Below are 26,020 nucleotides of genomic sequence, written 5' to 3'. Positions count from 1 at the left end.
ACAAATTCATTCTACGGATGCGTTCTATTGATTATGTCAATAGTGTTCAGCCAGCTGCGCGCCTTCCATGCGGTCGCCGCCCATGGCGGCTTCACCGCGGCCTCCCGCGTGCTCAACGTCGGTCAGCCGACGCTGACCATTCAGGTCAAGGAGTTGGAGGAGACCTATGGCGTCGAGCTTTTGATCCGGAAGCCGCGGCATACCGAGCTCACCGAGGCCGGCGCCGCGCTGTTCGAGATCACCCGCGGCATCATGACGTTCTGCGACGAGGCTCACGACCTCCTGGCCGCGCACGGCAAGGCCACCAAAGGACACCTGCGGGTCGCGACCGTCGGGCCGTTCCATGCCACCGAAATCATCGCGGCATTCAAACGCGATCATCCGGAGGTTCAGATCTCGACCCTGCTCGGCAATTCCGAACGCACCTTCCGCCACATCGTCGACTTCGAGGCCGACGTCGCGATCCTGGCGGAGGTGCCGGAGGATCCGCGCGTGACCATGATCCCCTACCGCACCCACCGCGTGATCGTGTTCGTCAACCGCGACCATCCCTGGTTCAAGCGCAAGTCGGTCAGGCTGCGCGAGCTGGCCGACCAGCCGATCGTGCTGCGCGAGCGCGGCTCGACCACGCGGCGCGCGTTCGAGGCGACGATGCAGGCCGAGGGCATCAGGATCGAACCGGTGTTCGAGATCGAGAGCCGCGAGGGCGTGTGGAAAGCGGTCGAGCGCGGCCTCGGCATCAGCGTCGTCGCCGACTTCGAATTCGTGCCGCATCCCAATCTGCGCGCGCTGGAGATCAGCGACCGCACCATCAAGACGCAGTACAGCATCGCGCATCACAGCGGACGCGGTCATTCGCCGATCATCAAGGCGTTCATCGACACGGTCCGGCGGATGAAAGGTCGTGATGCTAGCGCGAGGGGGACACAGCGGTTGTCGTAGCCACGCCAGAATCGATGTGGATTATTCCGCAGGCGCCGACGAAGGCGCGGATTTGGTTCGCGGCAGCATGGCCAGGGCGATCAGCGCCGACAGGCTGAGCCCCGCCGACACCACGACCACGGCCCGTCCCATTGGTTCGATCAGCAGTCCGAACGCCAGCGGAGCAAGTGCCTGGCATATGCGCGACGGCGCCCCGATCAATCCTAGCCGATAGGCATAGTTCTCCGATCCGAAGATCGCGAGCGGCAGCGTTCCCCGCGCGATCGTCAGAATGCCGTTGCCGGCACCGTGCAGAAGAGCGAAGGCGGCCGCGGCTCCGCCGCCGAAGATGCCGATGACGCACGCCCCGATCGGATGGGTAAGGCAGGCAAGCCGTGTCGAGAGCAGCGGATGGAAACGACTGAGAAAGCCCGCCTCGAGAATACGCGCGGCGACCTGCGCCGGGCCGATCATCATGCCCGCGAACACGGCCTGTGCCGGCGTCGCCCCGAAGGCTTCCACGATCCGCGGCAGATGTGCCGCCATCGCCGACGTCACCGTCCAGGCGGCGGCAAAGGCGAATGAAAGCACCACCATGGTCCGATCGATCCGGATATGGGGCTTCACATGCAAAGCTTGGGATGAAGCCGCCCGTTCGGTGCGTGGCAGCAATAGATTGAGTGGCAGTCCGATAACGAGATGGGCAATCGCCCAGGCGTAGCAGGTCTCCCGCCAGCCAATCGTGGCGAGGCCCAGCGAACTCAGCGGCCAGCCGACCGTGCTGGCGAATCCCGCGATCAGCGTGATGCCCGTGATCGCGGCCCGCGCATCGTTGCCATAGATGCGTCCGAGCGTGCCGAACGCAGCGTCGTAGAGTCCGAGCCCCATGCCGATGCCGAGCAGCAGCCATGCCGCCGACATCGTCCACACCGACCCGGAGGCGCCGAGCAAGGCGAGCCCCGCTGCGAGGACGACGTTCGAGGCGCAGAGCACCTGCCGCCCGCCGACGCGATCGATCTGCCGGCCCACGCGCGGACCAAGCAGCCCGGAGATCACCAACGATGCGGAAAACGCCGCGAAGAACCAGTTGCTGGAAATCCCGAGATCGTGCGCGATCGGATCTGCGAGTATCGCGGGCAGATAGTAACTCGAACCCCAGGCAAGGGTCTGGGCCGTACCGAGCGCCGCAATGATCGTGAGTCGGCCGCGGTCCATCAGGAGCAGCCACAACCGGCGCGACCTGCCGCCTTGGCAGATGCGTCGTCCGCGCAGCAGGCGTCGGCTCCAGCTGGGGCCGGGCCGCCGCAGCAGCCGCTCGCAGCGCCTTCGCCCTCGACGCCTCCACGCGTACAAACGCCGGTCTCGGGCAATTCGAGCTCCACGCGTTCCGCCGCTTCGCGATCTCCCGCGATATCGGCGGCGATCGAGCGCACCTGTTCGTAGCCGGTGATCATCAGGAAGGTCGGCGCACGGCCGTAACTCTTGATGCCCGCGAGGTAGAAGCCGGGATCGTCCTGAACCAACTCCCGCGCTCCATGCGGACGTACCGTTCCGCAGGAATGCTCGTTCGGATCGATCAGGGGAGCCAATGCCAACGGCGCTTCGATTGCCGGATCGAGCCGCAGACGGACCTCGCCGAGGAACGACAGGTCGGGACGGAAGCCGGTCGCGACGACCAGTTCGTCGACAACGACACTGCGTCCGCAACAGGACGTGGCGGTCGCGATCCGGAGCCGCCCATCCAGACTGCCGATCGCGGCGACCGGAAAGCCCGCTTCGACCTGAACACGGCCCGAAGAGACCAGCGAAGCAAAGTGCACGCCCAGTTCGCCGCGGGCGACCAATTTGTCGTTCGCACCGCCGCCAAAGGCCTTTGCAGGGTTGCTGCCACGCAGCAGCCAGATCGGCCGCGTGCTCGGCACCTCCTCGGCCAGCTTCGTCAAATCGATCAGCGTGCCGATCGCTGAATGCCCGGCCCCCAGCACGGCAACTGCCCTGCCCGCATATCGGTCCCGATCCTTGCCGAGCACGTCAGGCATCCCATAGGCGATGTTCCGTTGGGCTTCGCGCTCGCCGATGGCGGCAAGCCCGTTGGCGCCCGCCGGGTTCGGCGACGTCCAGGTGCCGGAGCTGTCGATCACGGCATCTGCGTGCATCGTCTCGTGGCCCTTGCCGTTCTGATAGCGAATTTCGAACCGCGCCTTTTCCCGGTCCTTCGTCTTGGCCTTGTCAAAGCCGGCGCGCGAGATTGCGGTGACACGGCTGGATGTGCGGATCACGTCCTTGAGCGGTGTCCGGGTGGCGAGCGGAACGAGATACTGATCGAGCAGTTCGCCGCCGGTCGGGTACACGGTGGGATCGGGCCGATTCCAGCCGATGTCAGCAAGCAGCCGCGCGGCGGCTTGATTCACATTATACTCCCAGGGCGAGAACAGCTGGACGTGCTGCCATTGGCTCACCGCATGGCCGGCCTCGGCGCCAGCCTCCAGCACCACCGGCGTCATGTCGCGCTCCATCAAATGGGCCGCGGCGGCGAGGCCTACCGGCCCTGCTCCGATGATAGCGACCGTCTTTGCCGAGTTCATCGCTTTCTCCCATCTTTCTAGGATAATCGAATGATAATCCAAAAAATCAGGCGGCTGATTGCGCCGCGCCGCAGCCGGACTCCTCGATGCAGCATTCGGCGACGAGGAAATTCACCAGCGTCTGCATCGCATCGTACTCCGCGTGACAAACCAGCGTCGTGCCTTCGCGCTTCTGAGAGACAAGGCCTACCGAAACGAGCCCCTTCACGTGGTGCGACAGCGTGGACGCAGGAATCTTGAGCCGCTCCTGCAGGCGACCGACGGGCATGCCTGCATGGCCCGCACGGACGAGCGCTCGATAGATCTTGAGCCTCGTTGGATTGCCCAAGGCCTCAAGGCGCGCTGCTGCATCATCGATCTTCATGATCACATCATGCATCCACATTCCCACCGCGTCAATCGATATTTCTAGAATATTCGAAATATCCGGATGCATCGGTCGCACCGAACGCAAAATCCGGTTGACTCTCGGCAACATTTCCATAAATCTGGATATATGGAAACTGAAGTAGCCGTTCTGGCCCTCGCAGCCCTTTCGCAGTCGACCCGTCTGGAAGCATTCCGGGCGCTCGTCAAACACGAACCCGAGGGATTGGCCGCGGGCGATCTCGCCCGTCTCCTGGAAGTGCCCCAGAACACCTTGTCGGCTCATTTGTCGATCCTCACCCGGGCCCGCCTCGTCAGATCGCAGAGGCGGAGCCGATCAATCGTCTATCGCGCCAACCTGGACGAGTTTCGCAACGTCGCTGTGTTCCTGCTTCGTGATTGCTGCGACGGCCGGCCCGAGGTCTGCGCGCCAGTCGTCGAAAGCTTGCAACCGTGTTGCCCTCCGGCGCGAAAGGAGCGAAGCCGTGCCTGACCATCCGTACAACGTGCTGTTCCTCTGCACCGGCAATTCCGCGCGTTCGATCCTCGCAGAATCGATCCTGCGAAAAGATGGAGCCGGCCGCTTCAGAACCTTTTCTGCCGGGAGTTCTCCGAAGGGCGCGGTGCACCCGTTGGCGCTGCACACGCTCGAGAGCCTGAACTACCCGGTTGATGACATGCGCCCAAAGAGCTGGCTGGAATTCGCCGCTCCTGATGCGCCGGTGATGGATTTCGTCTTTACCGTCTGTGACAACGCCGCCGGCGAGGCCTGCCCGGTCTGGCCGGGTCAGCCGATGACTGCCCATTGGGGTATCGAAGACCCTGCCGAGGCCACGGGCACCGAGCTGGAAAAACAGGCGGCCTTCATGACTGCGTTCCGATACCTGAAGAACCGGATCGGCTTCTTCATCAACCTTCCACTGCGAAGCATCGACAAGCTCTCGCTGGGCACCAAGCTGCGCGAGATCGGGCGTTCCGAGGGCGCGACGTCCTCACGAAACGACGTGGCATGAAACAATGAACATCTTTGAAAAATACCTCACCCTTTGGGTCGCGCTCTGCATCGTGGCCGGCGTCGCACTTGGGCACATCATGCCCGGCTTCTTCGGCGCGGTCGCTTCCGCCGAGATCGCCAAGGTCAACCTGCCGGTCGCGATGCTCATCTGGCTAATGATCGTGCCGATGTTGCTCAAGATCGACTTCGGTTCGCTGGGCCGGGTTCGCGAGCACTGGCGGGGCGTCGGCGTCACGCTGTTCATCAACTGGGCCGTCAAGCCGTTCTCGATGGCGCTGCTGGGATCGTTCTTCATCGGCCACGTCTTTGCTCCCCTGCTCCCGCCCGGACAGATTTCGTCCTACATCGCGGGCCTGATCCTGCTCGCGGCTGCGCCCTGCACCGCGATGGTGTTCGTATGGTCCAACCTCTGCGAGGGCGAGCCTCACTACACGCTGAGTCAGGTCGCGCTGAATGATACGATCATGGTGTTCCTGTTCGCGCCGCTGGTGGGCCTCCTGTTAGGCGTCGCATCAATCACCGTTCCCTGGGGGACGCTACTGCTGTCAGTGGTCCTGTACATTGTGGTGCCCGTCGCCATCGCACAGGTCTGGCGGAGCGCGCTGCTGCGCAGCGGCAGCGGAGCATTCAACCGGACCATGCGTGTGCTGCAGCCGATCTCGCTCGTCGCGTTGCTTGCGACCCTCGTTTTGCTGTTCGGATTTCAAGGCGAGCAGATCATCAGGCAGCCGACCGTCATCGCAATTTTGGCGGTGCCGATCCTGATCCAGGTCTACCTCAATGCGGGGCTGGCCTATTGGCTGAGCCGGCGTTTCGGCGTCGCCTGGTGCGTGGCCGCTCCTGCGGCCCTGATCGGCGCCAGCAACTTCTTTGAACTCGCGGTGGCCGCCGCCATCAGTCTGTTCGGCCTTGATTCCGGAGCCGCGCTGGCGACGGTCGTGGGCGTTCTCGTTGAGGTCCCCGTGATGCTCTCGGTGGTTCGCATCGTCAAGGCAACGAGAGGCTGGTATGAAGCCGGAACTGGCGTCTCGGCACCGGTGTCAGCAATGGAGGCGCGTCAATGACCGTCACGATCTATCACAACCCGGATTGCGGCACCTCGCGCAACACGCTGGCGATGATCCGCCAGAGCGGCGCTGATCCCGTCGTCATCGAATATCTCAAGGCGCCGCCGTCACGCGAGACGCTCAAGGAGCTAATTACCACGATGAGAATGCCCGTGCGCTCCCTGCTGCGCGAGAAAGGAACGCCTTACAAGGAGCTCGGCCTGGACCAACCGAAATGGACGGACGAGGAGTTGATCGATTTCATGCTGGCGCATCCCATTCTCATCAACCGGCCGATCGTGGTGACGCCAAAAGGCGTGCGATTGTGCCGGCCATCGGAGGCCGTCATCGATCTTCTGGACTCACCGGTTGGACGGTTCGTGAAGGAAGACGGCGAAGTGGTAGCGGCGCGATGACGGGCTGATACGGCCGACGCAGCACCACTGGGTGCGACAATCGGCCCCGACGGGCAACTCAGCAAAACCTGTCAATCCTCGCGCGCGAAAATATTTCGCTTTATCCGAAGAACAACTCAGTGTATAGATGCACCCGTCTCACCCGATCGAGGGGCGCTGCGCATCGTCACGGGTGTTGCGGTGAGATGCGGTGGACGCGGCAAGCGCAACTGACGAGTGCGCATGACGCGGACGGTGAAATCGTGCAGGCCTGACGCCCTAGCGGCAGGTGTCTCTTCGCAGGACGTGAATGCGTCGTTGCGAAGACGGTGACAAAAAAGCCCAGTCTCACCGGGGAGAGCACGTATAAGCCGGAAGACCATCGCGCAGGGAAAGCCGGGTTGTATCCGGTTACACCTGTGGTCCTACCCCCGTGCTTTCTACCTTTTGCACGGGGCCCATGGGTGCGATCGGCACCCGGCTTTCCCTGCGCCCTCTGTTCAAGAGAGGGCGGAACGAAGAGCAAAGCTCGGACAAATCATGTCGCGAGAATGCGGAAGTTCGACTCACAGCCTTCGACTCACAGCCAGCGCAGTGCGCGATCAGTTGGTTGATACTGATGGCGAAGTACGCCCTACCCGCTCAAGCCGCCGTCGGCTCGCTCGACAACGCGGCGAACACCGTCTCCGGCGAATGGGCGATCACCGCAAGCAGCGCGCGGGCAGGTCCGCGCGGCGCGCGCTTGCCCTGCTCCCAGTTGCGGATGGTTTCCACCGGCACGCCGAGCTTGGCGGCGAATTCGAGCTGGGTGAGCCGGGCCCGGCGGCGCAGATCGCGTACGGCCGGCTGCGCGGCCGCAGGCTGCATCGCCGCCTGATCGGGATGTGCGGGCGCGAGCGGAATTTCCTGCCCGTCGCGCAATTCGACGATCCGTCCGTCCGCCTTGAGCCGCAACCGCTGCATGATGGCCCCCGTGATGGCCCCCTTGGAGATAGCGGCATCATCGATGAAGCGTGTTAAGTTCGGATTAACGGTAAGCGGCCCGGCGCGGCTCGCGCCCGAACCATGCGCCGCCCTGCCCGCGAGCGCGTTACTTGAGCCCGAACCACAGCGTGGCGATGCCGAGGAACGAGAAGAAGCCGACCACGTCGGTGACGGTCGTGACGAAGGTGCCGGAGGCGACCGCGGGGTCGGCCCGCACCCGTTCCAGCACCATCGGGATCAGGATGCCGCCGAGCGCGCCGGCCACCAGATTGCAGATGATCGCAAGTCCGATCACGATGCCGAGGCCGGGGATCTTGAACCAGGCCACCGCGGCGACGCCGGTGATGACGGCAAAGGCGATGCCGTTGACGAGCCCGACCATGGTCTCGCGCAGCACCACCCGCATCGCGTTGTACGGGCCGAGCTCGCGGGTGGCGAGCGCGCGCACCGCGACCGTCATGGTCTGGGTCGCGGCATTGCCGCCCTGGCTCGCCACGATCGGCGCCAGCACCGCAAGTGCCACCATCTTCTCGAGCTGGCCCTCGAACAGGCCGAGCACCGACGAGGCCAGGAACGCGGTGGCGAGATTGACCAAGAGCCAGTTGAAGCGGCCGCGGGCGATGGTCCACACCGTGTCGGACAGCTCTTCGTCGCTGGTGACGCCGCCGAGCGCCTTCAAGTCTTCGTCGGCCTCCTCCTCGATCACGTCGACGACGTCGTCGATGGTGATCACGCCGACCAGCCGGTCGGTGGTGTCGACCACGGGAGCTGCGACCAGGTTGTACTTGCCGAACACCCGCGCGACCTCTTCCTGGTCCTCCAGCGCGGAGACCCGGCGGCGGTCCTCGTCGATCAGGTCCTTGACCGGAACCGGGCGGCGCGTGCGCAGCAGCACGTCGAGCGGCACCGCGCCGAGCAAATGCTTGTCGGCGTCGACCACATAGATCTCGTAGAAGCGGTCAGGCAGATCCGGCGTGTCGCGCATGTAGTCGATCGCCTGCCCGACATTCCAATCCGGCGGCACCGCGATGAACTCGGTCTGCATCCGCCGGCCGGCGGAATTCTCCGGGTACAGCAGGCTGCGCTCGATGTCCTCGCGCTCGGCCGCCGGCAGCTTCTCCAGGATCTCTTCCTGGTCCTCCTCGTCGAGGCTCTCCAGGAGCTCGACGGCGTCGTCGGATTCGAGCTCGCGGACGCCTTCGGCAACCGTCTCCGGCTCAAGTTCCTCGAGGATCTCCTCGCGGACGGTCTCGTCGACCTCGTTGAGCGCCGAGAAGTCGAAATCGGTGCCGGTGATCTCGACCAGGGTGACGCGGTCGTCCGGCTCCAGCGCCGCGATCAGGTCGCCGAGATCGGCCTCGTGCAGTTCCGCCACCACCTCGCACAGCAGTGGCCGGTCGGCGGCGTGGATGGCCCGGGTGATCGCCGCGACGAATTCGCCGCGGAGCTCGCCCTCCTCGTTCCGCATCGGCATCCGGGCCAGCGGATCGGCCTCGGCGGGTTCGGCAACGTCGAAATTCTCGGCCATGCCGTGTTTCGCCGGTTTGACAGGAGGGGAAAAACTGGTTGGATGAGTGCGGAACGGATTACCTAATCGGTGGGGCCCAGTGCAATGAGAAAGATGTCGAGCGCACCGCGACCGCTCCGGAAGGCTTTCGCGGCGCTGGTCGCGCTCGCGCCTGTTGCGCTGTTCGGCTCGGCGCACGCCGCCGAATGCCAGCGCAAGGACGCGCTCGGTACCTCACGTGTGCTCGAGGTCGACCCCGCGACCTATCCGCGCGTCGGGCTGAAGAGCTTTCCGCAGACCCTGCCGCTCAGGGATGGCGAAGTCGTGCTGACCTTCGACGACGGACCGACGCCGGGGGTCACCGACAAGGTGCTGACAGCGCTGGCGGCCGAATGCGTCCAGGCCACCTTTTTCATGGTCGGCCGCAACGCGGCCGATCATCCCGATATGGTCCGCAAGATCGCGCGCCTCGGCCACACCATCGGCTATCACAGCTGGGACCATCCGCATCTCAACAGGATGCCGACGGATCAGGCCGAGGCGAACATCAACTTGGGGATCGAAGCGGTCCAGAAGGCCCTGCGCGGGACCGCGAGCACGATTCCGAGCACGCCGTTCTTCCGGTTCCCCTATTTCGAGTCGACGCCCGCCCTGCTCGGCCACCTGGAAAAGCGCGGTATTGCGGTGTTCGGAGCTGATTTCTGGGCCAGCGATTGGAACAAGATGGCCCCCGAGGAGGAACTCAAGCTGCTTACCGGGCGGCTCGAAGGCCACCGCAAGGGAATTATCCTGCTGCATGACCCGCAAATGCGGACGGCCGAGATGCTGCCCGCCTTCTTGAGGTACCTGCAGGAGCATAATTACCACGTCGTCCACATCGTCCCGGCGGCGATGAAAACCGTGTCCGACCGGACACATTGAACCCGGGACCCTAGGTGGATTACAGACCGTTAAGGCGGCATTCATGGCGCCGCACCTAAGGATTCGTCAGTGCGTTTGGAATGCGGCCGAGATTCGATGATTGCAAACGTCCTGGTGATGATCCGGAAGCGGTCGCGGACCGTGGTCCGTGCGGCGCTGCTGGGCTGCGGCTTGATGACGCCGTACGCTGCCCTCGCCGCAGACTGCCCTAACCCCAACGCACTCGGCACTTCGCGGACCCTCGTCGTCGATCCCAAGGAGCATCCCCGGATCGGCACCATGCAGTATCCGGAGACCTTGCCGCTCGCCGATCACGAAGTGGTACTGACCTTCGACGACGGGCCGCTGCCGAAATACAGCAACCAGGTGCTGGCCATTCTCGCCAGCCAGTGCGTCAAGGCGACCTTCTTCACCATCGGCTCCCAGGCCCGGTTTAATCCAGAGGGCGTGCGCAAGCTGATCGCGGCCGGCCATACCGTCGGCACGCACAGCCAGAACCATCCGCTGACGATGAACAAGATGCCGCTCGAGAAGGTGCGGCAGGAGGTCGACGACGGCATCGCCTCGACGCTCGCCGCCCTCAATGGCGACAAGAGCAAGCTCGCGCCGTTCTTCCGGATTCCCGGCCTGATGCGCGCCGAGATCCCGGAGGCCTATCTGGCGTCCCAGGGCATCCAGGTCTGGAGCGCCGACTTCCCCGCGGACGACTGGCGCCACATCTCGCCGCAGCGGGTCTATGACCTCGCGATCCAGCGGATCGAAGCCAAGCGCAAGGGCATCCTGCTGCTGCACGACATCCAGCCGCGCACCGTTGCGGCGCTGCCGCGCATCCTCAACACGCTGAAGGAGCGCGGCTACCGGATCGTTCATGTCGTGCCCGCAACGCCCGATCGCCCGGCGACGCCGACCCAGCCGCAGCAATGGTACCTGCATCCACCGACCGAGACGGTGGCGACCACGCGCTGGCCCAAAATTCCGAACTTCGTGTTCACCGCGACGCGGGCGCTGCCTGCCCCGGTGCTTGCCGACATGGATTGGCGCGATGCCGACATCCTCGACCACGCACAGCGCACCCGGGTCGCGATGCCCGTCCGCACGCTGTGGCCGCAGCCGCAGCTTGCGCGGTTCGCATCGGTCTCGACATTGCCGGTCCCGGCGTCCGACGTGTTCCGCGTTCCCGAAGCGCTCGACCTGACCTTGCTCGCGGCCCGATCGACGGCCAATCGCCGCCTGGCGCAGCGCGCGGCCGTAGGCGCTGGCGTACCGCGCGCGCAGGCGTTCTCCGCGCGCCAGGCCGGGCATCCGAAGCACGCCGCGCATCAGGCGCCCGCCGCGGCGCACGGCAGAGCGCACGGCGCCCCCTTGCATGTCGCGCCGCCGGCCGCGGACAATGCTTCAGTCCACGTCGCCAATAATTTGAAGAAGCGCACGCCGCGCGCCGAGGCGGCGGCGGCCGGCAAGCGCGTGCCCGATTGACGTGATCTAGCTGGCCATGATCTTGGCGACGCAGAGCAGGATCACCAGCGCCAGGAAGAAGATGTCGATATAGGATTTGATCTCGCCGGCATGCCTGAGCACAGTGACATTGGCCGCCGCGTCTCACCCACCAGGCGCTCGATGCGCTGGAAGAAATAGAACGAGCGCAGGCCGGAAAAGGCGTGCATCGCCGCATAGACCAGGATCAGGATCGCGACCGTCGCGCGCTGCTCGTCCTTCTCCAGAAGGTTCAGCGTGAAATAGACCAGCCCCAGAAACACGAAGTTGGAGATGACACGGTAGGCGTAGCTGGCAAAGATCATCAGGCGCTCCGGGTGGGGCAGGCTTGCGGCCGCGTAATCGGGGGAAAGCGGCCGGCTTCGGTCGGCAACACCAAACCGGTAAGGCCATGCATCCGCGAATCTACCTGACCGGTGTTACATGACCGCATCGACCGGCACCTCCACGTCACGCGCCTCCTCTCGTCGGACCTGCCCCCCCCCCGAGGCACGGGCCGGCATAGCCGGCGAGCGGCCATGCTCCGAAAAGTCCAGCGATTTCAAGGATCAGCTGAGGTGTGGTGCGCTCGGAGGGACTCGAACCCCCACGGTGTTACCCACTGCCACCTCAAGGCAGCGCGTCTACCAATTCCGCCACGAGCGCTTGGGATACCGGATGGAACCCCGAAGGCACCGCCGGATCGACGGGGCCATGTAACAAATCACGGATGCAGGGACAAGGCGATTAATGCGGGAATTAACTGCGAACGCCGGGAGATTTCGGCAGCATTTGCTTGACCTCGACCGCAATCCGGTTTCGGTCGACCAAGACCACGCCGCTGGCCACCGGCAGGTTGTTGGCGAGGATCTTGACCTCGTCGGCCTCGGTGGCATCGAGTTCGATGATGGCGCCGCGGGATAGCCGCATGACCTGGTGAATCGGCATCGTGGTGGTGCCGAGGACCACCATGAGATCAACGCTGACTTTATCGAGGGTGGGCACTTCTGGACCGCCAACGGGGAACTAGATTGTGGGTTCACCTGACCACGTTAGGGTTAGCTAATGGTTAACGACCGCCAGAGCCTCGATTTGACGACCTTTGCGCGCCCTTCGGGCGGCGAAGCGGTCGAATGGCGGGTTTCGGACCGCGCGGTGCCCTACCCCGATTCGCTCGCCGCAATGGATGACCGGGTGGCGAAGATCGCGGCGGGCTCGGCTCCCGAACTGGTATGGCTGCTCGAGCACCCGCCGCTCTATACCTCCGGCACCAGCGGCAAGGCCGACGATTTGCTCGCGCCGCGCTTTCCGACCTTCCAGAGCGGCCGCGGCGGCCAGGTCACCTATCACGGCCCGGGCCAGCGCGTCGCCTATGTGATGCTCGACCTCAAGCGGCGCCGGCCCGATGTGCGCGCCTATGTCGCTTCGCTGGAGGAATGGATCATCCGCACCCTCGCCGCCTTCAACGTCCGCGGCGAGCGCCGCGAGGACCGCGTCGGGGTCTGGGTACGGCGCCCAGACAAGGGACCGGGCCATGAGGACAAGATCGCCGCGATCGGGGTGCGGCTGCGCCGCTGGGTCTCGTTCCACGGCATCGCGATCAATGTCGAGCCTGATCTATCGCACTTCCAGGCCATCGTGCCCTGCGGCGTGGTCGATCCGCGCTACGGCGTCACCTCGCTGGTCGATCTCGGATTGCCGGTCACGATGGCCGATGTCGACATCGCGCTCCGGCAGGCCTTTTCCGCGGTGTTCGGCGATAGCGCAGCGCGCCTGCCGGAAGCGACGTCATAGGCTTCACGCCGCGTTCTGCGGCACGATCTCGAGCTTGCCGGCGATATAGCGGCGCTCCTGGGTGAGGCCGCCGAAGCCGTAGGCATCGCCCTTCACCTCGTCGACATGGGCGTAGCTCTCGGTGTGGAGCGGCCCGAGCAGTTCGCCCATCCGCTTGAACAGTGCCGCGAGATAGGTCGCCTTCTCGTCCTTGGTGTTGGTGCCCTCGGTGACGTGGATGTCGAGCCAGTAGCTCGCAAGCCCCTGCTCGGCCAGCGACTTGCCGCCGGCGAACCAGTCGGCGGCGTCGGCGGACTTCACGATAACAGCAGTGACCTTGGGATCCTTGTGCAGAATCCCGGCGGTCAACTCCGACACCGCGGCGGCGATGTCGGACTTCAGCGACGGCCTCTCACGGGACGTCGCATAGGTGACGGTGATGAGGGGCATGTTCGGTCTCCTTGAACTTGGTTGGCGCGGTCAATCGCGCGCCCTCTAGCTAGACCTTTGCGCATCATCTTGGTATCTTATCAAGCTGGATAGCAATGATAACGATCATTGATCATGACGACGACGCTCGACATCGACACCGTGCAGGCCTTCCTCCTCGTCGCCGAGCTGCAGGGCTTCACCCGGGCAGCCGAAGCACTCGGCACCACGCAGGCGGCGATCAGCATGAAGTTGCAGCGGCTCGAAACGGTGCTCGGCAAGCGGCTGGTCGAGCGCTCGCCGCGCGCGGTGCGGCTGACCGCCGACGGCGCGGCCTTCCTGCACCACGCCCGCGCGCTGATCGAGGTGCATGATCGCGCGCTGGCCGGCGAGAAACCGGCGCGCCAGCAGCTCACGCTCGGGATCAGCGATCACGCCGCGGGCCCGGAGCTGGTGCCGCTGCTGGAGCGGCTGCACGCGATGGCCTCCCAGCTTGCCCTCTCCGTGACCATCGGCTTCTCGCGCGAAATGCTCGATGCCTACGATGGCGGCGAGCTCGACGCCGTGATCGTGCGCCAGGAAGGTAGCCGGCGCGGCGGCGAGAAACTGACCGAGGACGAATTCGGCTGGTTCGCCGCCAAACGCTTCGTCTGGCCGCGCGGCGATGCGTTGCCGCTGGCAACGCTGGCGCCGCCCTGCGGCGTGCGCGCCCTCGCCGTGCGCGCGCTGGACAAGGCCGGCATCGCGTGGACCGAAAGCTTCGTCGGCGGCGGCGTCACCGCGGTGGTGGCGGCCGCGCTTGCAGGGCTGGCCGTCGCGCCCCTCGTCCGCCGCATCGCGCCGCCGGGCCTGGTCGATATCGGCCCTGCCCACAAGCTACCTCGGCTCGGCACGTCGAAGGTGATGCTGCATTCGAAGGTCGGCGATCCCGCCAAGCTCGCGGCACTCAGGACGCTGGCTGCGACGTTTCGGAGCGTGGCCTCGGCAGCATAGGTTGAACATCGTAGCGGTTCACATCGAGTCTTCGCCTGCCGCCAGTTCGCACATCACGAACCAGTAGGTCAGGCCGGCAACAAACCCGGCCACGACGAACAGGCAAACCAGTCCGGATGTCCAGACAGCCGGGGATCGTAGAAGGACAGTGATGCACAACGCGCCGATCGCCGCGCCTGCGCAGGCGAAAAATCCCGCGGCTCGGATATGGAACTCCTCAGTGAACCAGACGACGATCACAGTGGGAATTGCTGTGAGCAGACAAGTGATGATGAAGACCGCGGCCGACGGAGGCAACATCACGACGATGCCGTAGAGCAGCCGCGCGACATCGCCGTGCGACGTCATCATCAGAATGGTTTGACCGACGGCGGAAATCACCGCCGTCGCGGCGCCACAGCCCGCAAGCCAACCTCCGAATGCACGGGAACAGGTGCTGCACATCCGGGGTCTCCTCACAAGATCGCATCGAACGCGCTGCGCAGGGTTTCGTGCCGGAACACAAAGCCGTTGCTCAGCGCCTTGTTCGGCAGCACGCGCTGGCCGCCGAGCAGGAGCTCGTCGGCGAAGTCGCCGCCAACGGCACGGAGCAGCGCCGCCGGCACGCGGAAGATCGCCGGCCGGTGCAGACGGCGTCCGAGCTCCTCGGTGAATTTCGTGTTGGTCACCGGGATCGGCGCGGTCGCGTTGACAGGACCGGACAGTTCAGGTCTCGCAATCACATGCGCGATCAGGCGCACGAGGTCATCGCGCTCGATCCACGACATCCACTGCTTGCCCGAGCCGAGCGGGCCGCCGAGACCGAACTCGAACGGCGTCAGCATCCGCGTGATGAAGCCGCCATCGGTGCCGACCACGAGACCGATCCGCAAATATGCCACGCGCACGCCGTGATCCGCGGCCGGCTTGGCCGCATTCTCCCAGGCCTCGCACAATTCGTGACTGAAGCAGGCGTGGGATTTCGCCGACTCGGTCAGCACCTGGTCCTGCCAGAGTCCGTACCAGCCGATCGCGGAGCCGCTCACGAATACCGACGGCTTGCGTTCGAGGCGCGCGATCAGCTTGATCACGTCAGACGTCATGTCGATACGTGAGGCGATGATCTTGCGGCGCTTGGCCTCGGTCCACAGGCCGTTGCCGATCGGCTCGCCCGCGAGATTGACGATGGCGTCGATCCCGGAGTCGGCGGGCAATTGGTCAAGGCTCGTGATCAGCGTCACCGGCGGCGGCAGCATGTCGGCCTTTGCCGGATTGCGGATCAACGCAATCACCTGATGGCCGGATATGGTGAGGCTCGCCACCAGGCGGCTGCCGATGAAGCCGGTCGCGCCGGTGACGAGCACGGTCTGCCGCGCCGGCAATTTCTCGACCAGCGTCGCGGCCGGCACGCTGGCCATTCGTCCGAGGCGTCTGGCCGCGGCAAAGTCGCGCGCGCCGAACAGCGCGGCGCCGAAGGCCGCAGCGGTCGCGAACAGGGTTAGCGGACCCGCATAGGCCGGCGCGACGGCGGTCGGCAGCATCGCCCAGCCGATCAGGACCGGCACCAGCAGCACGAGGATGGCGCCGTAGTTGATCGCCAGCAGCGTGTGATTGATCCGCTCGCTCGACGGCAGCTTTCGGCTCAGATCCTCCTCGACGAAATCCATCAAGGTGATGACGACCTCGACGACGAGGACGGCCATGATGGCGATCGCTAGAATGCCGTGCACCTCCAGCCAGCCGAGCACGAGGAACACCAGCGCATAGAGCATGTTGCGCACGCCGTGCAGCTGGAGCTCGTGGCGCTGCGAAGGACGCCAGGCCAGCCGCTCGGTGAATTCGTGGTGATAGAACGTATCGAATGCGCCCATCGCAATCTGGATGGCGACAAGCGTCCAAAGCAGCGGCGTCATGGCGTGGCCTCCCTGAACACAGCGGACTGACGGATCAGCCGGCCGAAACGCGGGTGGATGATCTCCAGCGTGAAGCGGAAGTCGCCGCAGCCGAGATCGGAATGGGTCACGGTGAGATCGCCGGGTGTGAGCCATTCGGGCAGCGGCATCCGAAACGGGCCGAGCTGCAGCGAATAGCCGACGCTGCGAAACACCAGCGCCTCGTGCTCGACCGCGATCCGCAGCGCCATGCTGACACCGAAGCCGACATATTCCTCGAGCCCGGTGGACCCGGCAAAACGCTTGGCGGAATGAATCACCTGCGGAAAGCCGTCGCGGCGCGCGCAGATGCGGGTCCAGACCTGGCCGCCGCTGGCCGCGTCCTCGGTGACGGTGACGATCATCGGCACGCGCGTTTCGGTGCCGGTCGGGAACGGCCCGCCGATCAGCCGCGCGGCCTGCGCCAGCCACCAGCCGATGCGGCTGCACGAGGCCTCCTCGACCTCGCCGACATAGACGACGGTGTTGCCGTCTTCAAACCGTTTCGAGAAGCGCCGCCAGATGGCAACCGGCAGGCGGCCCCAATCCTCGTCCGACAGCAATGCGCGGAAGCGATGGTCGTCGAGCAGCTTGGTATCGGAAGCCGGCGCTGTCTTTAAGGTGGATATCCTTGCTGACGCCATCGCACACTCTCGTTACGCCGCCGCCTTTATTTGACTCTGCCTGTCGGCAGGAAACTCACGATCTTCTCGCCGAGCTTGATCAGCGCGACCAGGCGCGGCCGCGGCACGTTCAGCATCTGCGTGTACCAGCGGTCGACAAGCTCGGTGAATGTCAGCATCTCCTTCAGCCGCTTGCTCGCGAGCGGGCTGATGGCCGGATCGCCGGCCGCGTCGGAGACGCAGGCGCGCAACGCTGCGAGCGCGGGATCGATTTCGCGCTCCTTGCGTCCCGCCGCGATCTTGGCCGCGACCTCCCAGATGTCGGTCTCGGCCTCGAAGTGGTCGCGGCGGTCGCCAAGGATCGGCACTCGCCGGATCAATCCCCAGGACAAGAGCTCCTTGATCGAGTTGGAGACGTTGGAGCGCGCCATGCCGAGGGTGTCGGCAATGTCCTCTGCCGTCATCGGCGCTTCGGCGAGGTAGAGCAACCCGTGGATCTGGCTCACCGAGCGGTTGACGCCCCATTCGTCGCCCATGTCGCCCCAATGCAGGATGAAGCGCTCGACGACGGCAGGAAGTTTTTTCTTGGCGGTTATTTCTGTCATGACAGAACTATCAGATTATTCGGAGCAGAAGTCAAGGCTGACCTTCGGTCAACGAAAGCGCAGGAGGCATGGCAGGTCTCCTGACCCATCCGACGCCCCCCGCGAATACCATTCGTTACAGGTGAGGAGTTTTCCTTTGTGACCCCCGAGCTCTTCGTCCAAGCTGATCCGGGTGGATGATTGAGCCGTGCACCGGGTTGCCCGCGTCGCGGCCGCAAGGGAGATTGCGCATGCCGGCGTCCGACAAGGAGTTCGTTGGGTCCATTCCGGAGCTCTACGACCGGCTCCTCGTGCCGATGATTTTCGAACCCTACGCACGCGATCTGGCGCAACGCGCCAAGGTTCTTGGCCCGCGCGACCTGCTTGAGACGGCAACCGGCACCGGCGCCGTCACTCGCGCGCTGGCGTCCGCGCTCGGCAGCGACACCAGGATCGTGGCGACCGACCTGAATGAACCGATGCTCGAACGAGCGAAGTCACAGATGCCGGGCGGGACCGCCATCACGTGGCGGCAGGCCGACGCTCTGAACCTGCCGTTCGACAATGCGAGCTTCGACGTCGTCGCCTGCCAATTCGGCGCGATGTTCTTCCCCGACAAACCCAAGGGTTATTCGGAGGCGCGCCGTGTGCTGAAGCCGGGCGGCCGTTTCCTGTTCAGCATGTGGGGTCGCATCGAAGACAACGAGTTTGCCGACGTGGTGACCCAGGCATTGGCGGAGGTCTTTCCGGCCGATCCGCCGCGCTTCCTGGCGCGCACGCCTTATGGCCACTACGCGGCCGACCCGATCCGCGCCGACCTTGCAGCCGCGGGCTTCAGCAAGATCGAGATCGACGATGTTCAGCTGCAAAGCCGGGCCAATGCGCCTCATGATCCTGCGATCGGCTTTTGCCAGGGATCACCATTGCGCGGCGAGATCGAGGCGCGCGGCGGTGTCGGCCTTGATGCTGCGACCGAGCACGCCGCGTCGGCGCTTGCCCGCCGCTTCGGCAGCGGCGCGATCGAAGGCCGGATTCAAGCGCTGGTGATCTCGGCGGTCGCGTGATGCCGCGCGTTAGACCGTCGGCAGGACCGAGAACCGCTCCCCTGCCTGGCGCTGGTTCAAAAGATCGGAATTGCCTGATGCGGCGTGCACGGCAGCAACGCGCGCCGAGAACGGACCGCGGTTGCATGCCGCGATCATGTCAGTGACGACGTCGTCGGGGCCGGCAAATACCGCCTCGACGCTGCCGTCGCGGCGGTTGCGGACCCAGCCTTCGAGGGCGCGTGCGTTTGCCTGCTCGTCGACCCAGGCGCGATAGCCGACGCCCTGGACGCGACCGCTGATGGTGACGTGGCGGATCACGCCGCTCATTTCTTCAGACCAAGGAACTCGCCGCTGCGCGCCTTGGTCTCCGCCTCGCGCATGACGCGACCGGTCAGTTCGGACGAGGCAATGCCCCTGAGGTTCTTCGGCGAGGTGCCTTCGCGCAGCGCCTTCAGCGTCTCGAAGACGGCCTGGGTTGCGGCCGCGAATGGTGCGTGGCCTTGCAGCGCGATCCTGACGCGCTGGCTTGCCAGATAGTCGAGCGCGGTCATCTCCTCCGGCGCGCCGCCGAGCACGATCGGCAGCGTCGTCGCGGCCGAGAGCGCCTCCAGTTCGCCTCGCGATCTGATGCCGGTGAAGAACAAGCCGTCGACGCCGACCGCCTCATAGGCCCTGGCGCGTGCGATCGCATCGTCGAGATCAGTGATCGAGACGGCACCGGTCCGGCCCAGGATGACGAGCGACGGATCGCTGCGGCCATCAAGCGCGGCCTTCATCTTGCCGACACCTTCTTCCAGCGAGATCAGCTGGGTCTTGGCCTGGCCGAACGCCTGCGGCAGCAGCGTGTCCTCGATGGTAAGGCCGGCCGCGCCAGCCGCCTCCACCTCCTGCACGGTGCGGCGGACATTGAGCGCGTTGCCGTAACCGTGGTCGGCATCGACGAGCACCGGCAGCGTCGACGCACGCGACATGCGGCGTATCTGCTCGGCGAATTCGGTCAGCGTGATCAGCGCAATATCGGGGTCGCCGAGCACAGCGAGCGAGGCCACCGAGCCGCCGAACATGCCGAGCTCGAAGCCGAGATCCTCCGCAATCCGGATCGAGGTCGCGTCATAGACCGAGCCCGGGCGGATGCAGGTTGATCCGTTGAGAATCGATCGCAGTGCTTCGCGGCGTTTGCGGAAGGCCATGATGTGTCTCCATCCACGTCATTGCGAGGAGCCCGCGACAAAATTGCTAAGCAATTTTGCACTGAAGCGACGAAGCAATCCATCTCTCATCATGCGCGGTTAGATGGATTGCTTCGCTGGCGCTCGCAATGACGGTGCTAAGCGAACTCCAGGATCAGCGCGTCGACCGCGAGCGTGGCGCCGGCGGCGGCGTGGATCTTCTTGACCGTGCCGTCACGCTCCGCGCGCAGCACGTTCTGCATCTTCATGGCTTCGACCACCGCCAGGGTCTCGCCGGCCTTGATCTCCTGCCCCTCGGTCACCGCGATCGACACCACGAGCCCAGGCATCGGACACAACAACTTCTTGCCGGTGTCGGCGGCCGAGACCACCGGCATCAGCCGCGCCGAGGTCGCCTCGGTCTCGGTGAAGACGTAGGCCGGGACCTCAAAGCCCTGATGCGCGAGGCGGAAGCCGTTGTTGATCGCCCGCACCTGCACGGCGACGAAGTTGCCGTCGATGGTGCCCTGCCAGACCGGCTCGCCCGGCACCCAGCTCGATACGAGGTTATGAGGGTTGCCCGGCAGCCCGTCGGCGCCGATGAAGCGCACCGCAATCGCGTCACCCTCGCGCGCCACGTCGAGCGCGATCTCGGCGCGGTCGAGCCACACCGCGCGGCGGCGCTCGCGCAGCACCACGCGGCCGCCCATCTGGCCGGAGATCTGCCGCTTGCGCTCGCCCAGCACGTGATCGATGGCGGCGCCGACCGCGGCCAGCCGCCGCGCGATCTCGCCCTCGGGCGCGCGCGCCGAAAACCCTTTCGGGAATTCCTCAGCGATGAAGCCAGTCGAAAGCCGGCCCTCGCGCCAGCGCGGATGGTTCATCAAGGCCGACAGGAACGGAATGTTGTGCCGGATGCCTTCGACATAGAACGCGTCCAGCGCGGTCGCCTGCGCCTCGATCGCCGCAGCGCGCGACGGGGCATGGGTGACGAGCTTGGCGATCATCGGATCGTAGTGGATCGAGATCTCGCCGCCCTCCTGCACGCCGGTGTCGTTGCGGATCGTGATGCCGTCATGGCTGGCCTCGGCCGGCGGACGGTATTTCACCAGCCGTCCGATCGAGGGCAGGAAGTTGCGGAACGGATCCTCGGCATAGACGCGGGATTCCACCGCCCAGCCGGTCAGCGTCACGTCCTTCTGCGCCAACGCGAGCTTCTCGCCGGCGGCGACGCGGATCATCTGCTCGACGAGGTCGATGCCGGTGATCAATTCGGTGACGGGATGCTCGACCTGCAGGCGGGTGTTCATCTCCAGGAAGTAGAAGCTCTTGTCCTGGCCGGCGACGAATTCCACGGTGCCGGCCGAATCGTAGTTCACCGCCTTCGCCAACGCGACCGCCTGCTCGCCCATCTTGCGGCGGGTGGTCTCGTCGAGCAGCGGCGACGGCGCCTCCTCGATGACCTTCTGGTTGCGGCGCTGGATCGAGCACTCGCGCTCGCCGAGATAGATCACATTGCCATGCTTGTCGCCGAGCACCTGGATCTCGATGTGCCGGGGATCGACGATGAATTTCTCGATGAAGACGCGGTCGTCGCCGAACGAGGCCTTGGCCTCGGCCTTGGCGAGCCCGAATCCCTCCTCGACCTCCCTCGTCGAATAGGCGATCCGCATGCCCTTGCCGCCGCCACCGGCGGAGGCCTTGATCATCACGGGATAGCCGATCGCATCGGCAATCCTCACCGCATGCTTACCGTCCTCGATGACGCCGAGAAAGCCCGGCACGGTCGAGACGTCGGCGTTGGCCGCCGCCTTTTTGGATTCGATCTTGTCGCCCATCGCGGCGATGGCGCCGGGGTTCGGGCCGATGAAGACGATGCCGGCGGCTTCCAGCGCACGCGGAAACGCCTCGCGCTCGGACAGGAAGCCGTAGCCGGGATGCACCGCCTGCGCGCCTGTCTTGCGGCAGGCCTCGACGATCTTGTCGATCAGAAGATAGCTCTCGGCCGCGGCGGGCGGTCCGATCAGCACGGCTTCGTCGGCCATCTCGACATGCAGCGCGTCGCGGTCGGCCTCGGAGTAGACGGCGACCGTCTCAATCCCCATACGGCGCGCAGTCTTGATGACCCGGCAGGCGATCTCGCCGCGGTTGGCGATCAGGATTTTCTTGAACATGCTCTTCTTGCTTGGGCTTCTTAGGACTTGTGCTTCTTAGCACTTGGGCTTTGGCAGGATTCCTCCCCGCGCAATCTGGCACGGGCGATTGGGCGTAACCACTCCGTGGTACAGCAAATTGCCCCGGAGGCAACGGTCTAATGCACGCCCTGCCCGATACCTGGCCAAATCCTCGGCCAAATCCTCGGCGGTAGCCTGAGGGGTATTTCAGCCCGAATAGGTCTTGAAGCGGCCACGCGAATGCGCCTTGGCGACGGCTTTCATCAGTTCGCTGACCTCGTTCTCCAGGAATTCGTTGGCCACGATCAGCGCCCGGATGGTGGCGCGCAGATTCCCGCCGCAGGCGGAAATGGCCTGATCGACAGCGGCTTCCAGCCCGTCATCGTCGTCAGATTCGGGCCGTGCAGACATCATTGGTTATCCGGGTTCAGGTGGCGCATCATGTTCCTAGTTTGTTCTCATCAAGTCAATCGGATCTTCGATCGGACGCGGTCTCCTGGGCCGCCCCTCTCTTCCGCCGCCAGCGCGCGAGGCATTGCAGGTCCAGATGTCGGTGACGATTTCGGCGAGGACGTTGATGATTGAACTCGGCCATGCGCATCCCTTCAATGGCAATGTCCGGCCGTTCTACGTCGCGGAATGCCGATCGGGACGTGACGGTGCGCACGCCCCTATTCGCGAACAGTCCTTGGTTGGATCGTACCGGCTTGTGCTAGAAGTTCAGATGCCCGCCAAAGATCTGAAGTTGAGAAAATGCGGTTTCGAAATCCGGTCGCCACCACGCTTCTCCTGGCCTGCCTCTCTGCAACCACCAGCCTGACTGCAACCGCAGGCCCCACGGCGTCAGCGGTCATCAAGGACGCCGGCACCGTTCAGCTCGGCAACACGACCTATCGGCTCGACGGCATCGACGCGCCGGCGGTCGATCAGCTTTGCATCGACGAGCACGCCGACGTCTGGACCTGCGGGATCGAGGCGCGCGACCAGCTGACCAGGCTGATCGGCGGCAAGCAGGTTCACTGCGACGATATCGGCGTCGATCCGACCTTCAAGAAGCGCCGCCTCGGCGTCTGCAAGATCGAGGGCGACCCGACCAGCCTCAGCCAGGTGTTGGTCCAGAAGGGCTATGCTCTCAATGTCGAGGAATCGGCCACTGGCCGATTCAAGCCGGACGAAGCCACCGCCAAGGACAATCGCGCCGGGCTCTGGAAGGGCTGCTTCGTGGCGCCGCGCGACTTTCGTACGGCCAGGAAGGACGGCGCCCTGCTCGGCAACGCCTGCCCCGGCGACCGCGACCAGCAGATCCGCGACGCGCTCTTCCCCGACGACCTGCCGATGCCGGCCAGCTGCAACATCAAGGGCAAGTACGCCGTGCGCGCCCGCGTCACCGGCAATGTCGGCATCTACCATCTGCAAGCGTGCCGCAGTTACCCGGGCCTCGGCAATCCGGATCGCTGGTTCTGCTCCGAGGAGGATGCACAGGCGGCCGGGTTCCGCCGGGCCTATAATTGCCGTCCGCCCAAGGCCAAGTGAGTGGCAAGTGAAGAACCAGTGAAGGGCAAGTGACCGCCGTAAATCAAGCTGGCAAAGCCGCCGCGTCCTGTGTGAAACTGCACCGAGAGGTTGCCGGCGCGCATGACCCCATCCGATCCCGCTGATGTGCTTCCCGAAGCTGCGGCAGCCGAACGGCTGCGGCAGCATCTTGAGGAGATCGCGCGCGAACGCGATCGCGCCCATCGCGAGCTCCAGGAGCGCGAGGCGGAACTGGCGCGGATCCAGCGCATCGCGCGGGTCGGCGGACTCGAGATCGATTTCCGCGACGGCGTGCGCAACCGCCGCTCTCCCGAATATCTCCTGGTGCACGGGCTGCCGCCCGAAGAGGTCAACGAGACCTATGAGAACTGGGTCGCGCGCATCCACCCCGAGGATCGCGAACGCACGATCCGGCACCTGTTCGGCGTGCTCAAGGCCGGCGGCGAAGACTACACGGCCGAATACCGCATCATCCGCCCGAACGACGGCGAGAGCCGCTGGATCCGCGTCGTCGCCAAGATCGAGCGCGACCGCAGCGGCCGTGCGCTGCGGCTGGTCGGCGCCGATCTCGACGTCACCGATCAGATGTTGGCGCAGGAGACCCTCCGCGAGAGCGAAGAGCGATTCCGCCTGATCGCGGACAGCGCGCCGGTGCCGATCTGGGTGACCAAGCTCGACCGCACCCGCTCCTTTGCCAACCAAGCCTATCTCGACTTCCTTGGACTGCCATTCGAGGAAGCGATCGTGTTCGACTGGCGCAAGGCGCTGCATCCGGATGACCTGCCGCAAATCCTGCAGGAGCAGATCACCGGCGAGCTGTCGCTGAAGCCATTCGTGCTCGAGGCCCGCTATCGGAACGCCGCGGGCGATTGGCGCTGGCTGCGCTCGGAATCGCAGCCGCGCTGGGACCCGAACGGCAAGCACATCGGCTTCATCGGCGTCGCCCACGACATCACGGCGGCGAAGGAAGCCGAGATCGAGCTTCGCAAGCTCAACGAGTCGCTGGAGCGGCGCATCCTGGAGCGCACCGCGCAGCTCGAATCCCGCGAAGCGCAGACGCGCGCGATCCTGGAAACCAGCCATCAATACCAGATGCTGCTCAATCGCGATGGCGACCTGCTCTACAGCAACCAGACGGCGCTGGCCGGCATCTGTACCGATGCCGCCGACGTCGTCGGCAAGCCGTTCTGGGACACGCCGTGGTTCGCCGCGACCGAGGGCATGCCGCGCGTGATCCGGAATGCCTTTGCGACCGTGATGCGCGGCGAGGAAGTCAAGATCGAGATGCAGCTGCGCCTGCCGATCGGCGAACGCTATTTCGATTTCGCGATGCGGCCGCTGCAGGACCAGCACGGCACCATCGTCGGCGCCGTGCCGGAGGCCGTCGACATCACCGAACGGCGCCGCGGCGAGGAAGCCCTGCGGCAATCGCAGAAGATGGAAGCGGTCGGCCAACTCACCGGCGGCGTCGCGCATGATTTCAACAATCTGCTCACCATCATCCGCTCCGCGACCGACTTCCTGCGCCGCCGCGAGCTGCCGGACGACCGGCGCCGCCGCTATATCGACGCGATCTCCGAGACCGTGGAGCGAGCCTCCAAGCTCACCGCGCAGCTATTGGCATTTGCGCGCAGGCAACCGCTCAATCCGGAAGTGTTCAATGTCGGGACGCAGGTCGACAGCGTGACGCAGCTGATCCGCCCGCTGGTCGGCGCGCGGATTCACATCGAGGTCAGGATCGAGGATCCCGACTGCTTTGCGATCGCCGACATCGGCCAGTTCGAGACCGCGCTGCTCAATCTCGCGGTCAACGCCCGCGACGCCATGAGCGGCGAAGGCCAGCTGACGATCGGCGTCCGGAAGGTCAAGAATATCCCTGCCCTGCGCGCCCAGGCCTCGCGCAGCGGCGATTTCGTCACGGTCTCGATCCAGGACACCGGCACCGGCATCTCGCCGGAAAATCTCGACGCGATCTTCGAACCGTTCTTCACGACCAAGGAGGTCGGCAAGGGAACGGGTCTTGGATTGAGCCAGGCCTTCGGCTTCGTCAAGCAATCCGACGGCGACATCGAGGTCACCTCCACGCCCGGGCACGGTGCGACCTTCACCATCTATCTGCCGCACGCGATGCGCCCGGCGGACGCCAAGGTCGCAGCCAGCGCGGGCACCGAGCAGGCTTCGATCGGCCGCGGCTATCGCGTCCTCGTGGTGGAGGACAACGACGATGTCGGCCAGTTCTCCACCGAGCTGCTCGAGGATCTCGGCTATTCGGTCAAGCGCGCGGCCAATGCCAATGCCGCGCTCTCGATCCTCTCGGAGAACGAGTTCGCCGCCGACCTGGTGTTCTCCGACGTGATCATGCCGGGCATGAACGGCGTCGAGCTCGCCGGAATCATCCGCGACCGTTTTCCCGGCCTGCCGGTGGTGCTGACCAGCGGCTACAGCAACGTGCTCGCCGAGAATGCGCACAGCGGCTTCGAGCTGATTCAGAAACCCTATTCGGTCGAGGCCCTGTCACGGACGCTCCGAAAGGCAATCGCCGAACAGCGGGCGACCGCTTCCAAGCCCTGATC

The 26,020-nt window shown here is 65.1% G+C and carries 28 protein-coding genes and 1 tRNA gene; 12 read left to right on the top strand and 17 right to left on the bottom strand.

Annotated elements, in window-relative coordinates; all coding sequences use genetic code 11:
• Positions 1–33: 33 nt before the first annotated feature.
• Complete coding sequence (locus JEY66_RS20865; RefSeq protein WP_041482664.1) at positions 34–942, top strand: LysR substrate-binding domain-containing protein; 909 nt, start codon at positions 34–36, stop codon at positions 940–942.
• 21 nt (positions 943–963) lie between these two features.
• Here JEY66_RS20865 and JEY66_RS20860 read toward each other — a convergent pair whose 3' ends face one another.
• Genes JEY66_RS20860 through JEY66_RS20850 form a run of 3 tightly spaced genes read right to left on the bottom strand, consistent with a single transcriptional unit; the run spans position 964 to position 3,870 of the window.
• A complete protein-coding gene (locus tag JEY66_RS20860; RefSeq protein WP_026192868.1) occupies positions 964–2,136 on the bottom strand; it encodes an MFS transporter in 1,173 nt (390 codons plus the stop codon).
• Positions 2,136–3,506: an NAD(P)-binding domain-containing protein gene (locus JEY66_RS20855; RefSeq protein ID WP_018272039.1), complete on the bottom strand. Its 1,371-nt coding sequence runs from the start codon at positions 3,504–3,506 to the stop codon at positions 2,136–2,138. The genes JEY66_RS20860 and JEY66_RS20855 overlap by 1 nt, the downstream gene beginning before the upstream one ends.
• Positions 3,507–3,552: 46 nt before the next feature.
• Positions 3,553–3,870, bottom strand: a complete 318-nt coding sequence (locus tag JEY66_RS20850) for an ArsR/SmtB family transcription factor (RefSeq protein ID WP_026192869.1) — start codon at positions 3,868–3,870, stop codon at positions 3,553–3,555.
• 132 nt (positions 3,871–4,002) lie between these two features.
• On the opposite strand from JEY66_RS20850, the gene JEY66_RS20845 reads away from it, so the two are divergent.
• From JEY66_RS20845 to arsC, 4 genes are read left to right on the top strand one after another with little or no spacing between them, the layout of a single operon-like run.
• Positions 4,003–4,365 carry an ArsR/SmtB family transcription factor gene (locus tag JEY66_RS20845; protein WP_016847441.1) on the top strand — a complete coding sequence of 121 codons (363 nt, stop codon included), beginning with the start codon at positions 4,003–4,005 and terminating at the stop codon, positions 4,363–4,365.
• Entirely contained in the window at positions 4,358–4,885 is a 528-nt protein-coding gene (locus JEY66_RS20840; RefSeq protein WP_018272040.1) for an arsenate reductase ArsC, read from the top strand. The genes JEY66_RS20845 and JEY66_RS20840 overlap by 8 nt, the downstream gene beginning before the upstream one ends.
• 4 nt (positions 4,886–4,889) lie before the next feature.
• On the top strand, positions 4,890–5,951 hold the full coding sequence (gene arsB, locus JEY66_RS20835) for an ACR3 family arsenite efflux transporter (RefSeq protein ID WP_018272041.1): 1,062 nt from the start codon (positions 4,890–4,892) through the stop codon (positions 5,949–5,951).
• Positions 5,948–6,349: an arsenate reductase (glutaredoxin) gene (gene arsC / locus JEY66_RS20830; protein WP_018272042.1), complete on the top strand. Its 402-nt coding sequence runs from the start codon at positions 5,948–5,950 to the stop codon at positions 6,347–6,349. The genes arsB and arsC overlap by 4 nt, the downstream gene beginning before the upstream one ends.
• A 621-nt stretch (positions 6,350–6,970) precedes the next feature.
• Here arsC and JEY66_RS20825 read toward each other — a convergent pair.
• The gene (locus tag JEY66_RS20825; RefSeq protein WP_018272043.1) at positions 6,971–7,291 is read right to left on the bottom strand and encodes a helix-turn-helix domain-containing protein; all 321 of its coding nucleotides are present in this window, start codon (positions 7,289–7,291) and stop codon (positions 6,971–6,973) included.
• A gap of 127 nt (positions 7,292–7,418) precedes the next feature.
• A complete protein-coding gene (gene mgtE / locus JEY66_RS20820) occupies positions 7,419–8,840 on the bottom strand; it encodes a magnesium transporter (RefSeq protein ID WP_018272044.1) in 1,422 nt (473 codons plus the stop codon).
• Positions 8,841–8,924: 84 nt separating this feature from the next.
• Here mgtE and JEY66_RS20815 point away from each other — a divergent pair, with 84 nt between their 5' ends.
• A complete protein-coding gene (locus JEY66_RS20815) occupies positions 8,925–9,740 on the top strand; it encodes a polysaccharide deacetylase family protein (RefSeq protein ID WP_018272045.1) in 816 nt (271 codons plus the stop codon).
• 96 nt (positions 9,741–9,836) lie between these two features.
• Complete coding sequence (locus tag JEY66_RS20810; RefSeq protein ID WP_018272046.1) at positions 9,837–11,216, top strand: polysaccharide deacetylase family protein; 1,380 nt, start codon at positions 9,837–9,839, stop codon at positions 11,214–11,216.
• A gap of 41 nt (positions 11,217–11,257) precedes the next feature.
• Here JEY66_RS20810 and JEY66_RS20805 read toward each other — a convergent pair whose 3' ends face one another.
• From JEY66_RS20805 to JEY66_RS20795, 3 genes are all read right to left on the bottom strand, one after another.
• Positions 11,258–11,539 carry a hypothetical protein gene (locus JEY66_RS20805; RefSeq protein WP_370143546.1) on the bottom strand — a complete coding sequence of 94 codons (282 nt, stop codon included), beginning with the start codon at positions 11,537–11,539 and terminating at the stop codon, positions 11,258–11,260.
• A gap of 255 nt (positions 11,540–11,794) precedes the next feature.
• A tRNA-Leu gene (locus tag JEY66_RS20800) sits at positions 11,795–11,879 on the bottom strand.
• Positions 11,880–11,972: 93 nt separating this feature from the next.
• On the bottom strand, positions 11,973–12,218 hold the full coding sequence (locus JEY66_RS20795) for a FliM/FliN family flagellar motor switch protein (RefSeq protein WP_021080574.1): 246 nt from the start codon (positions 12,216–12,218) through the stop codon (positions 11,973–11,975).
• 60 nt (positions 12,219–12,278) lie between these two features.
• Here JEY66_RS20795 and lipB point away from each other — a divergent pair, with 60 nt between their 5' ends.
• Positions 12,279–13,007 carry a lipoyl(octanoyl) transferase LipB gene (gene lipB, locus JEY66_RS20790; RefSeq protein ID WP_018272048.1) on the top strand — a complete coding sequence of 243 codons (729 nt, stop codon included), beginning with the start codon at positions 12,279–12,281 and terminating at the stop codon, positions 13,005–13,007.
• A 3-nt stretch (positions 13,008–13,010) separates the two neighbouring features.
• On the opposite strand, the gene JEY66_RS20785 is transcribed toward lipB, so the two are convergent.
• Positions 13,011–13,436: a tautomerase family protein gene (locus tag JEY66_RS20785; RefSeq protein ID WP_018272049.1), complete on the bottom strand. Its 426-nt coding sequence runs from the start codon at positions 13,434–13,436 to the stop codon at positions 13,011–13,013.
• 114 nt (positions 13,437–13,550) lie between these two features.
• Here JEY66_RS20785 and JEY66_RS20780 point away from each other — a divergent pair, with 114 nt between their 5' ends.
• Positions 13,551–14,408 carry a LysR family transcriptional regulator gene (locus JEY66_RS20780; protein WP_018272050.1) on the top strand — a complete coding sequence of 286 codons (858 nt, stop codon included), beginning with the start codon at positions 13,551–13,553 and terminating at the stop codon, positions 14,406–14,408.
• An 18-nt stretch (positions 14,409–14,426) separates the two neighbouring features.
• Here the strand turns inward: JEY66_RS20780 and JEY66_RS20775 are convergent, their stop codons facing one another.
• The 4 genes from JEY66_RS20775 to JEY66_RS20760 form a co-directional block, all read right to left on the bottom strand.
• Positions 14,427–14,789 carry a hypothetical protein gene (locus tag JEY66_RS20775; RefSeq protein WP_129965101.1) on the bottom strand — a complete coding sequence of 121 codons (363 nt, stop codon included), beginning with the start codon at positions 14,787–14,789 and terminating at the stop codon, positions 14,427–14,429.
• A 74-nt stretch (positions 14,790–14,863) separates the two neighbouring features.
• Positions 14,864–16,300, bottom strand: a complete 1,437-nt coding sequence (locus JEY66_RS20770; protein ID WP_018272052.1) for a TIGR01777 family oxidoreductase — start codon at positions 16,298–16,300, stop codon at positions 14,864–14,866.
• Positions 16,297–16,962, bottom strand: a complete 666-nt coding sequence (locus JEY66_RS20765; RefSeq protein ID WP_016841399.1) for a DUF4166 domain-containing protein — start codon at positions 16,960–16,962, stop codon at positions 16,297–16,299. Before JEY66_RS20765 ends, JEY66_RS20770 begins: the two co-directional genes overlap by 4 nt.
• 26 nt (positions 16,963–16,988) lie before the next feature.
• A complete protein-coding gene (locus JEY66_RS20760) occupies positions 16,989–17,546 on the bottom strand; it encodes a GbsR/MarR family transcriptional regulator (protein WP_016841400.1) in 558 nt (185 codons plus the stop codon).
• 230 nt (positions 17,547–17,776) lie between these two features.
• On the opposite strand from JEY66_RS20760, the gene JEY66_RS20755 reads away from it, so the two are divergent.
• Positions 17,777–18,589 (top strand): class I SAM-dependent methyltransferase, encoded by an 813-nt coding sequence (locus JEY66_RS20755; protein WP_016841401.1) that lies wholly within the window; start codon positions 17,777–17,779, stop codon positions 18,587–18,589.
• A 9-nt stretch (positions 18,590–18,598) separates the two neighbouring features.
• Here JEY66_RS20755 and JEY66_RS20750 read toward each other — a convergent pair whose 3' ends face one another.
• The 4 genes from JEY66_RS20750 to JEY66_RS20735 all read right to left on the bottom strand — a co-directional run bounded on the left by JEY66_RS20750 (position 18,599) and on the right by JEY66_RS20735 (position 22,328).
• On the bottom strand, positions 18,599–18,898 hold the full coding sequence (locus JEY66_RS20750) for an acylphosphatase (RefSeq protein WP_016841402.1): 300 nt from the start codon (positions 18,896–18,898) through the stop codon (positions 18,599–18,601).
• Positions 18,895–19,761: an isocitrate lyase/PEP mutase family protein gene (locus tag JEY66_RS20745; protein WP_016841403.1), complete on the bottom strand. Its 867-nt coding sequence runs from the start codon at positions 19,759–19,761 to the stop codon at positions 18,895–18,897. The genes JEY66_RS20750 and JEY66_RS20745 overlap by 4 nt, the downstream gene beginning before the upstream one ends.
• Before the next feature lie 137 nt (positions 19,762–19,898).
• Complete coding sequence (locus JEY66_RS20740; RefSeq protein WP_248887625.1) at positions 19,899–21,914, bottom strand: acetyl-CoA carboxylase biotin carboxylase subunit; 2,016 nt, start codon at positions 21,912–21,914, stop codon at positions 19,899–19,901.
• A 207-nt stretch (positions 21,915–22,121) separates the two neighbouring features.
• A complete protein-coding gene (locus JEY66_RS20735; RefSeq protein WP_016840474.1) occupies positions 22,122–22,328 on the bottom strand; it encodes a hypothetical protein in 207 nt (68 codons plus the stop codon).
• 339 nt (positions 22,329–22,667) lie between these two features.
• Here JEY66_RS20735 and JEY66_RS20730 point away from each other — a divergent pair, with 339 nt between their 5' ends.
• Positions 22,668–23,447, top strand: a complete 780-nt coding sequence (locus JEY66_RS20730) for a thermonuclease family protein (RefSeq protein ID WP_016840473.1) — start codon at positions 22,668–22,670, stop codon at positions 23,445–23,447.
• A 102-nt stretch (positions 23,448–23,549) separates the two neighbouring features.
• Positions 23,550–26,018 carry a PAS domain-containing hybrid sensor histidine kinase/response regulator gene (locus JEY66_RS20725; protein WP_026192871.1) on the top strand — a complete coding sequence of 823 codons (2,469 nt, stop codon included), beginning with the start codon at positions 23,550–23,552 and terminating at the stop codon, positions 26,016–26,018.
• Positions 26,019–26,020: the final 2 nt, after the last annotated feature.

It is taken from the genome of Bradyrhizobium elkanii USDA 76, assembly GCF_023278185.1.
In the GTDB taxonomy this organism is placed as follows: Bacteria; Pseudomonadota; Alphaproteobacteria; order Rhizobiales; family Xanthobacteraceae; genus Bradyrhizobium; species Bradyrhizobium elkanii.
Note: the sequence above shows the minus strand (reverse complement) of the source record. Positions and strands in the feature narration are given on the sequence as shown.

Coding starts and splice junctions, on each gene's coding strand:
- JEY66_RS20780 (WP_018272050.1), top strand. CDS start 13,551: ATGACGACGACGCTCGACATCGACACCGTGCAGGCCTTCCTCCTCGTC.
- JEY66_RS20765 (WP_016841399.1), bottom strand. CDS start 16,962: ATGGCGTCAGCAAGGATATCCACCTTAAAGACAGCGCCGGCTTCCGAT.
- mgtE (WP_018272044.1), bottom strand. CDS start 8,840: ATGGCCGAGAATTTCGACGTTGCCGAACCCGCCGAGGCCGATCCGCTG.
- JEY66_RS20825 (WP_018272043.1), bottom strand. CDS start 7,291: ATGCAGCGGTTGCGGCTCAAGGCGGACGGACGGATCGTCGAATTGCGC.
- JEY66_RS20730 (WP_016840473.1), top strand. CDS start 22,668: ATGCGGTTTCGAAATCCGGTCGCCACCACGCTTCTCCTGGCCTGCCTC.
- JEY66_RS20845 (WP_016847441.1), top strand. CDS start 4,003: ATGGAAACTGAAGTAGCCGTTCTGGCCCTCGCAGCCCTTTCGCAGTCG.
- JEY66_RS20805 (WP_370143546.1), bottom strand. CDS start 11,539: ATGATCTTTGCCAGCTACGCCTACCGTGTCATCTCCAACTTCGTGTTT.
- JEY66_RS20810 (WP_018272046.1), top strand. CDS start 9,837: ATGATTGCAAACGTCCTGGTGATGATCCGGAAGCGGTCGCGGACCGTG.
- JEY66_RS20760 (WP_016841400.1), bottom strand. CDS start 17,546: ATGACAGAAATAACCGCCAAGAAAAAACTTCCTGCCGTCGTCGAGCGC.
- arsC (WP_018272042.1), top strand. CDS start 5,948: ATGACCGTCACGATCTATCACAACCCGGATTGCGGCACCTCGCGCAAC.
- JEY66_RS20755 (WP_016841401.1), top strand. CDS start 17,777: ATGCCGGCGTCCGACAAGGAGTTCGTTGGGTCCATTCCGGAGCTCTAC.
- JEY66_RS20725 (WP_026192871.1), top strand. CDS start 23,550: ATGACCCCATCCGATCCCGCTGATGTGCTTCCCGAAGCTGCGGCAGCC.
- JEY66_RS20855 (WP_018272039.1), bottom strand. CDS start 3,506: ATGAACTCGGCAAAGACGGTCGCTATCATCGGAGCAGGGCCGGTAGGC.
- arsB (WP_018272041.1), top strand. CDS start 4,890: ATGAACATCTTTGAAAAATACCTCACCCTTTGGGTCGCGCTCTGCATC.
- JEY66_RS20735 (WP_016840474.1), bottom strand. CDS start 22,328: ATGATGTCTGCACGGCCCGAATCTGACGACGATGACGGGCTGGAAGCC.
- JEY66_RS20740 (WP_248887625.1), bottom strand. CDS start 21,914: ATGTTCAAGAAAATCCTGATCGCCAACCGCGGCGAGATCGCCTGCCGG.
- JEY66_RS20815 (WP_018272045.1), top strand. CDS start 8,925: ATGAGAAAGATGTCGAGCGCACCGCGACCGCTCCGGAAGGCTTTCGCG.
- JEY66_RS20770 (WP_018272052.1), bottom strand. CDS start 16,300: ATGACGCCGCTGCTTTGGACGCTTGTCGCCATCCAGATTGCGATGGGC.
- JEY66_RS20785 (WP_018272049.1), bottom strand. CDS start 13,436: ATGCCCCTCATCACCGTCACCTATGCGACGTCCCGTGAGAGGCCGTCG.
- lipB (WP_018272048.1), top strand. CDS start 12,279: ATGGTTAACGACCGCCAGAGCCTCGATTTGACGACCTTTGCGCGCCCT.
- JEY66_RS20745 (WP_016841403.1), bottom strand. CDS start 19,761: ATGGCCTTCCGCAAACGCCGCGAAGCACTGCGATCGATTCTCAACGGA.
- JEY66_RS20850 (WP_026192869.1), bottom strand. CDS start 3,870: ATGAAGATCGATGATGCAGCAGCGCGCCTTGAGGCCTTGGGCAATCCA.
- JEY66_RS20865 (WP_041482664.1), top strand. CDS start 34: ATGTCAATAGTGTTCAGCCAGCTGCGCGCCTTCCATGCGGTCGCCGCC.
- JEY66_RS20860 (WP_026192868.1), bottom strand. CDS start 2,136: ATGGACCGCGGCCGACTCACGATCATTGCGGCGCTCGGTACGGCCCAG.
- JEY66_RS20750 (WP_016841402.1), bottom strand. CDS start 18,898: ATGAGCGGCGTGATCCGCCACGTCACCATCAGCGGTCGCGTCCAGGGC.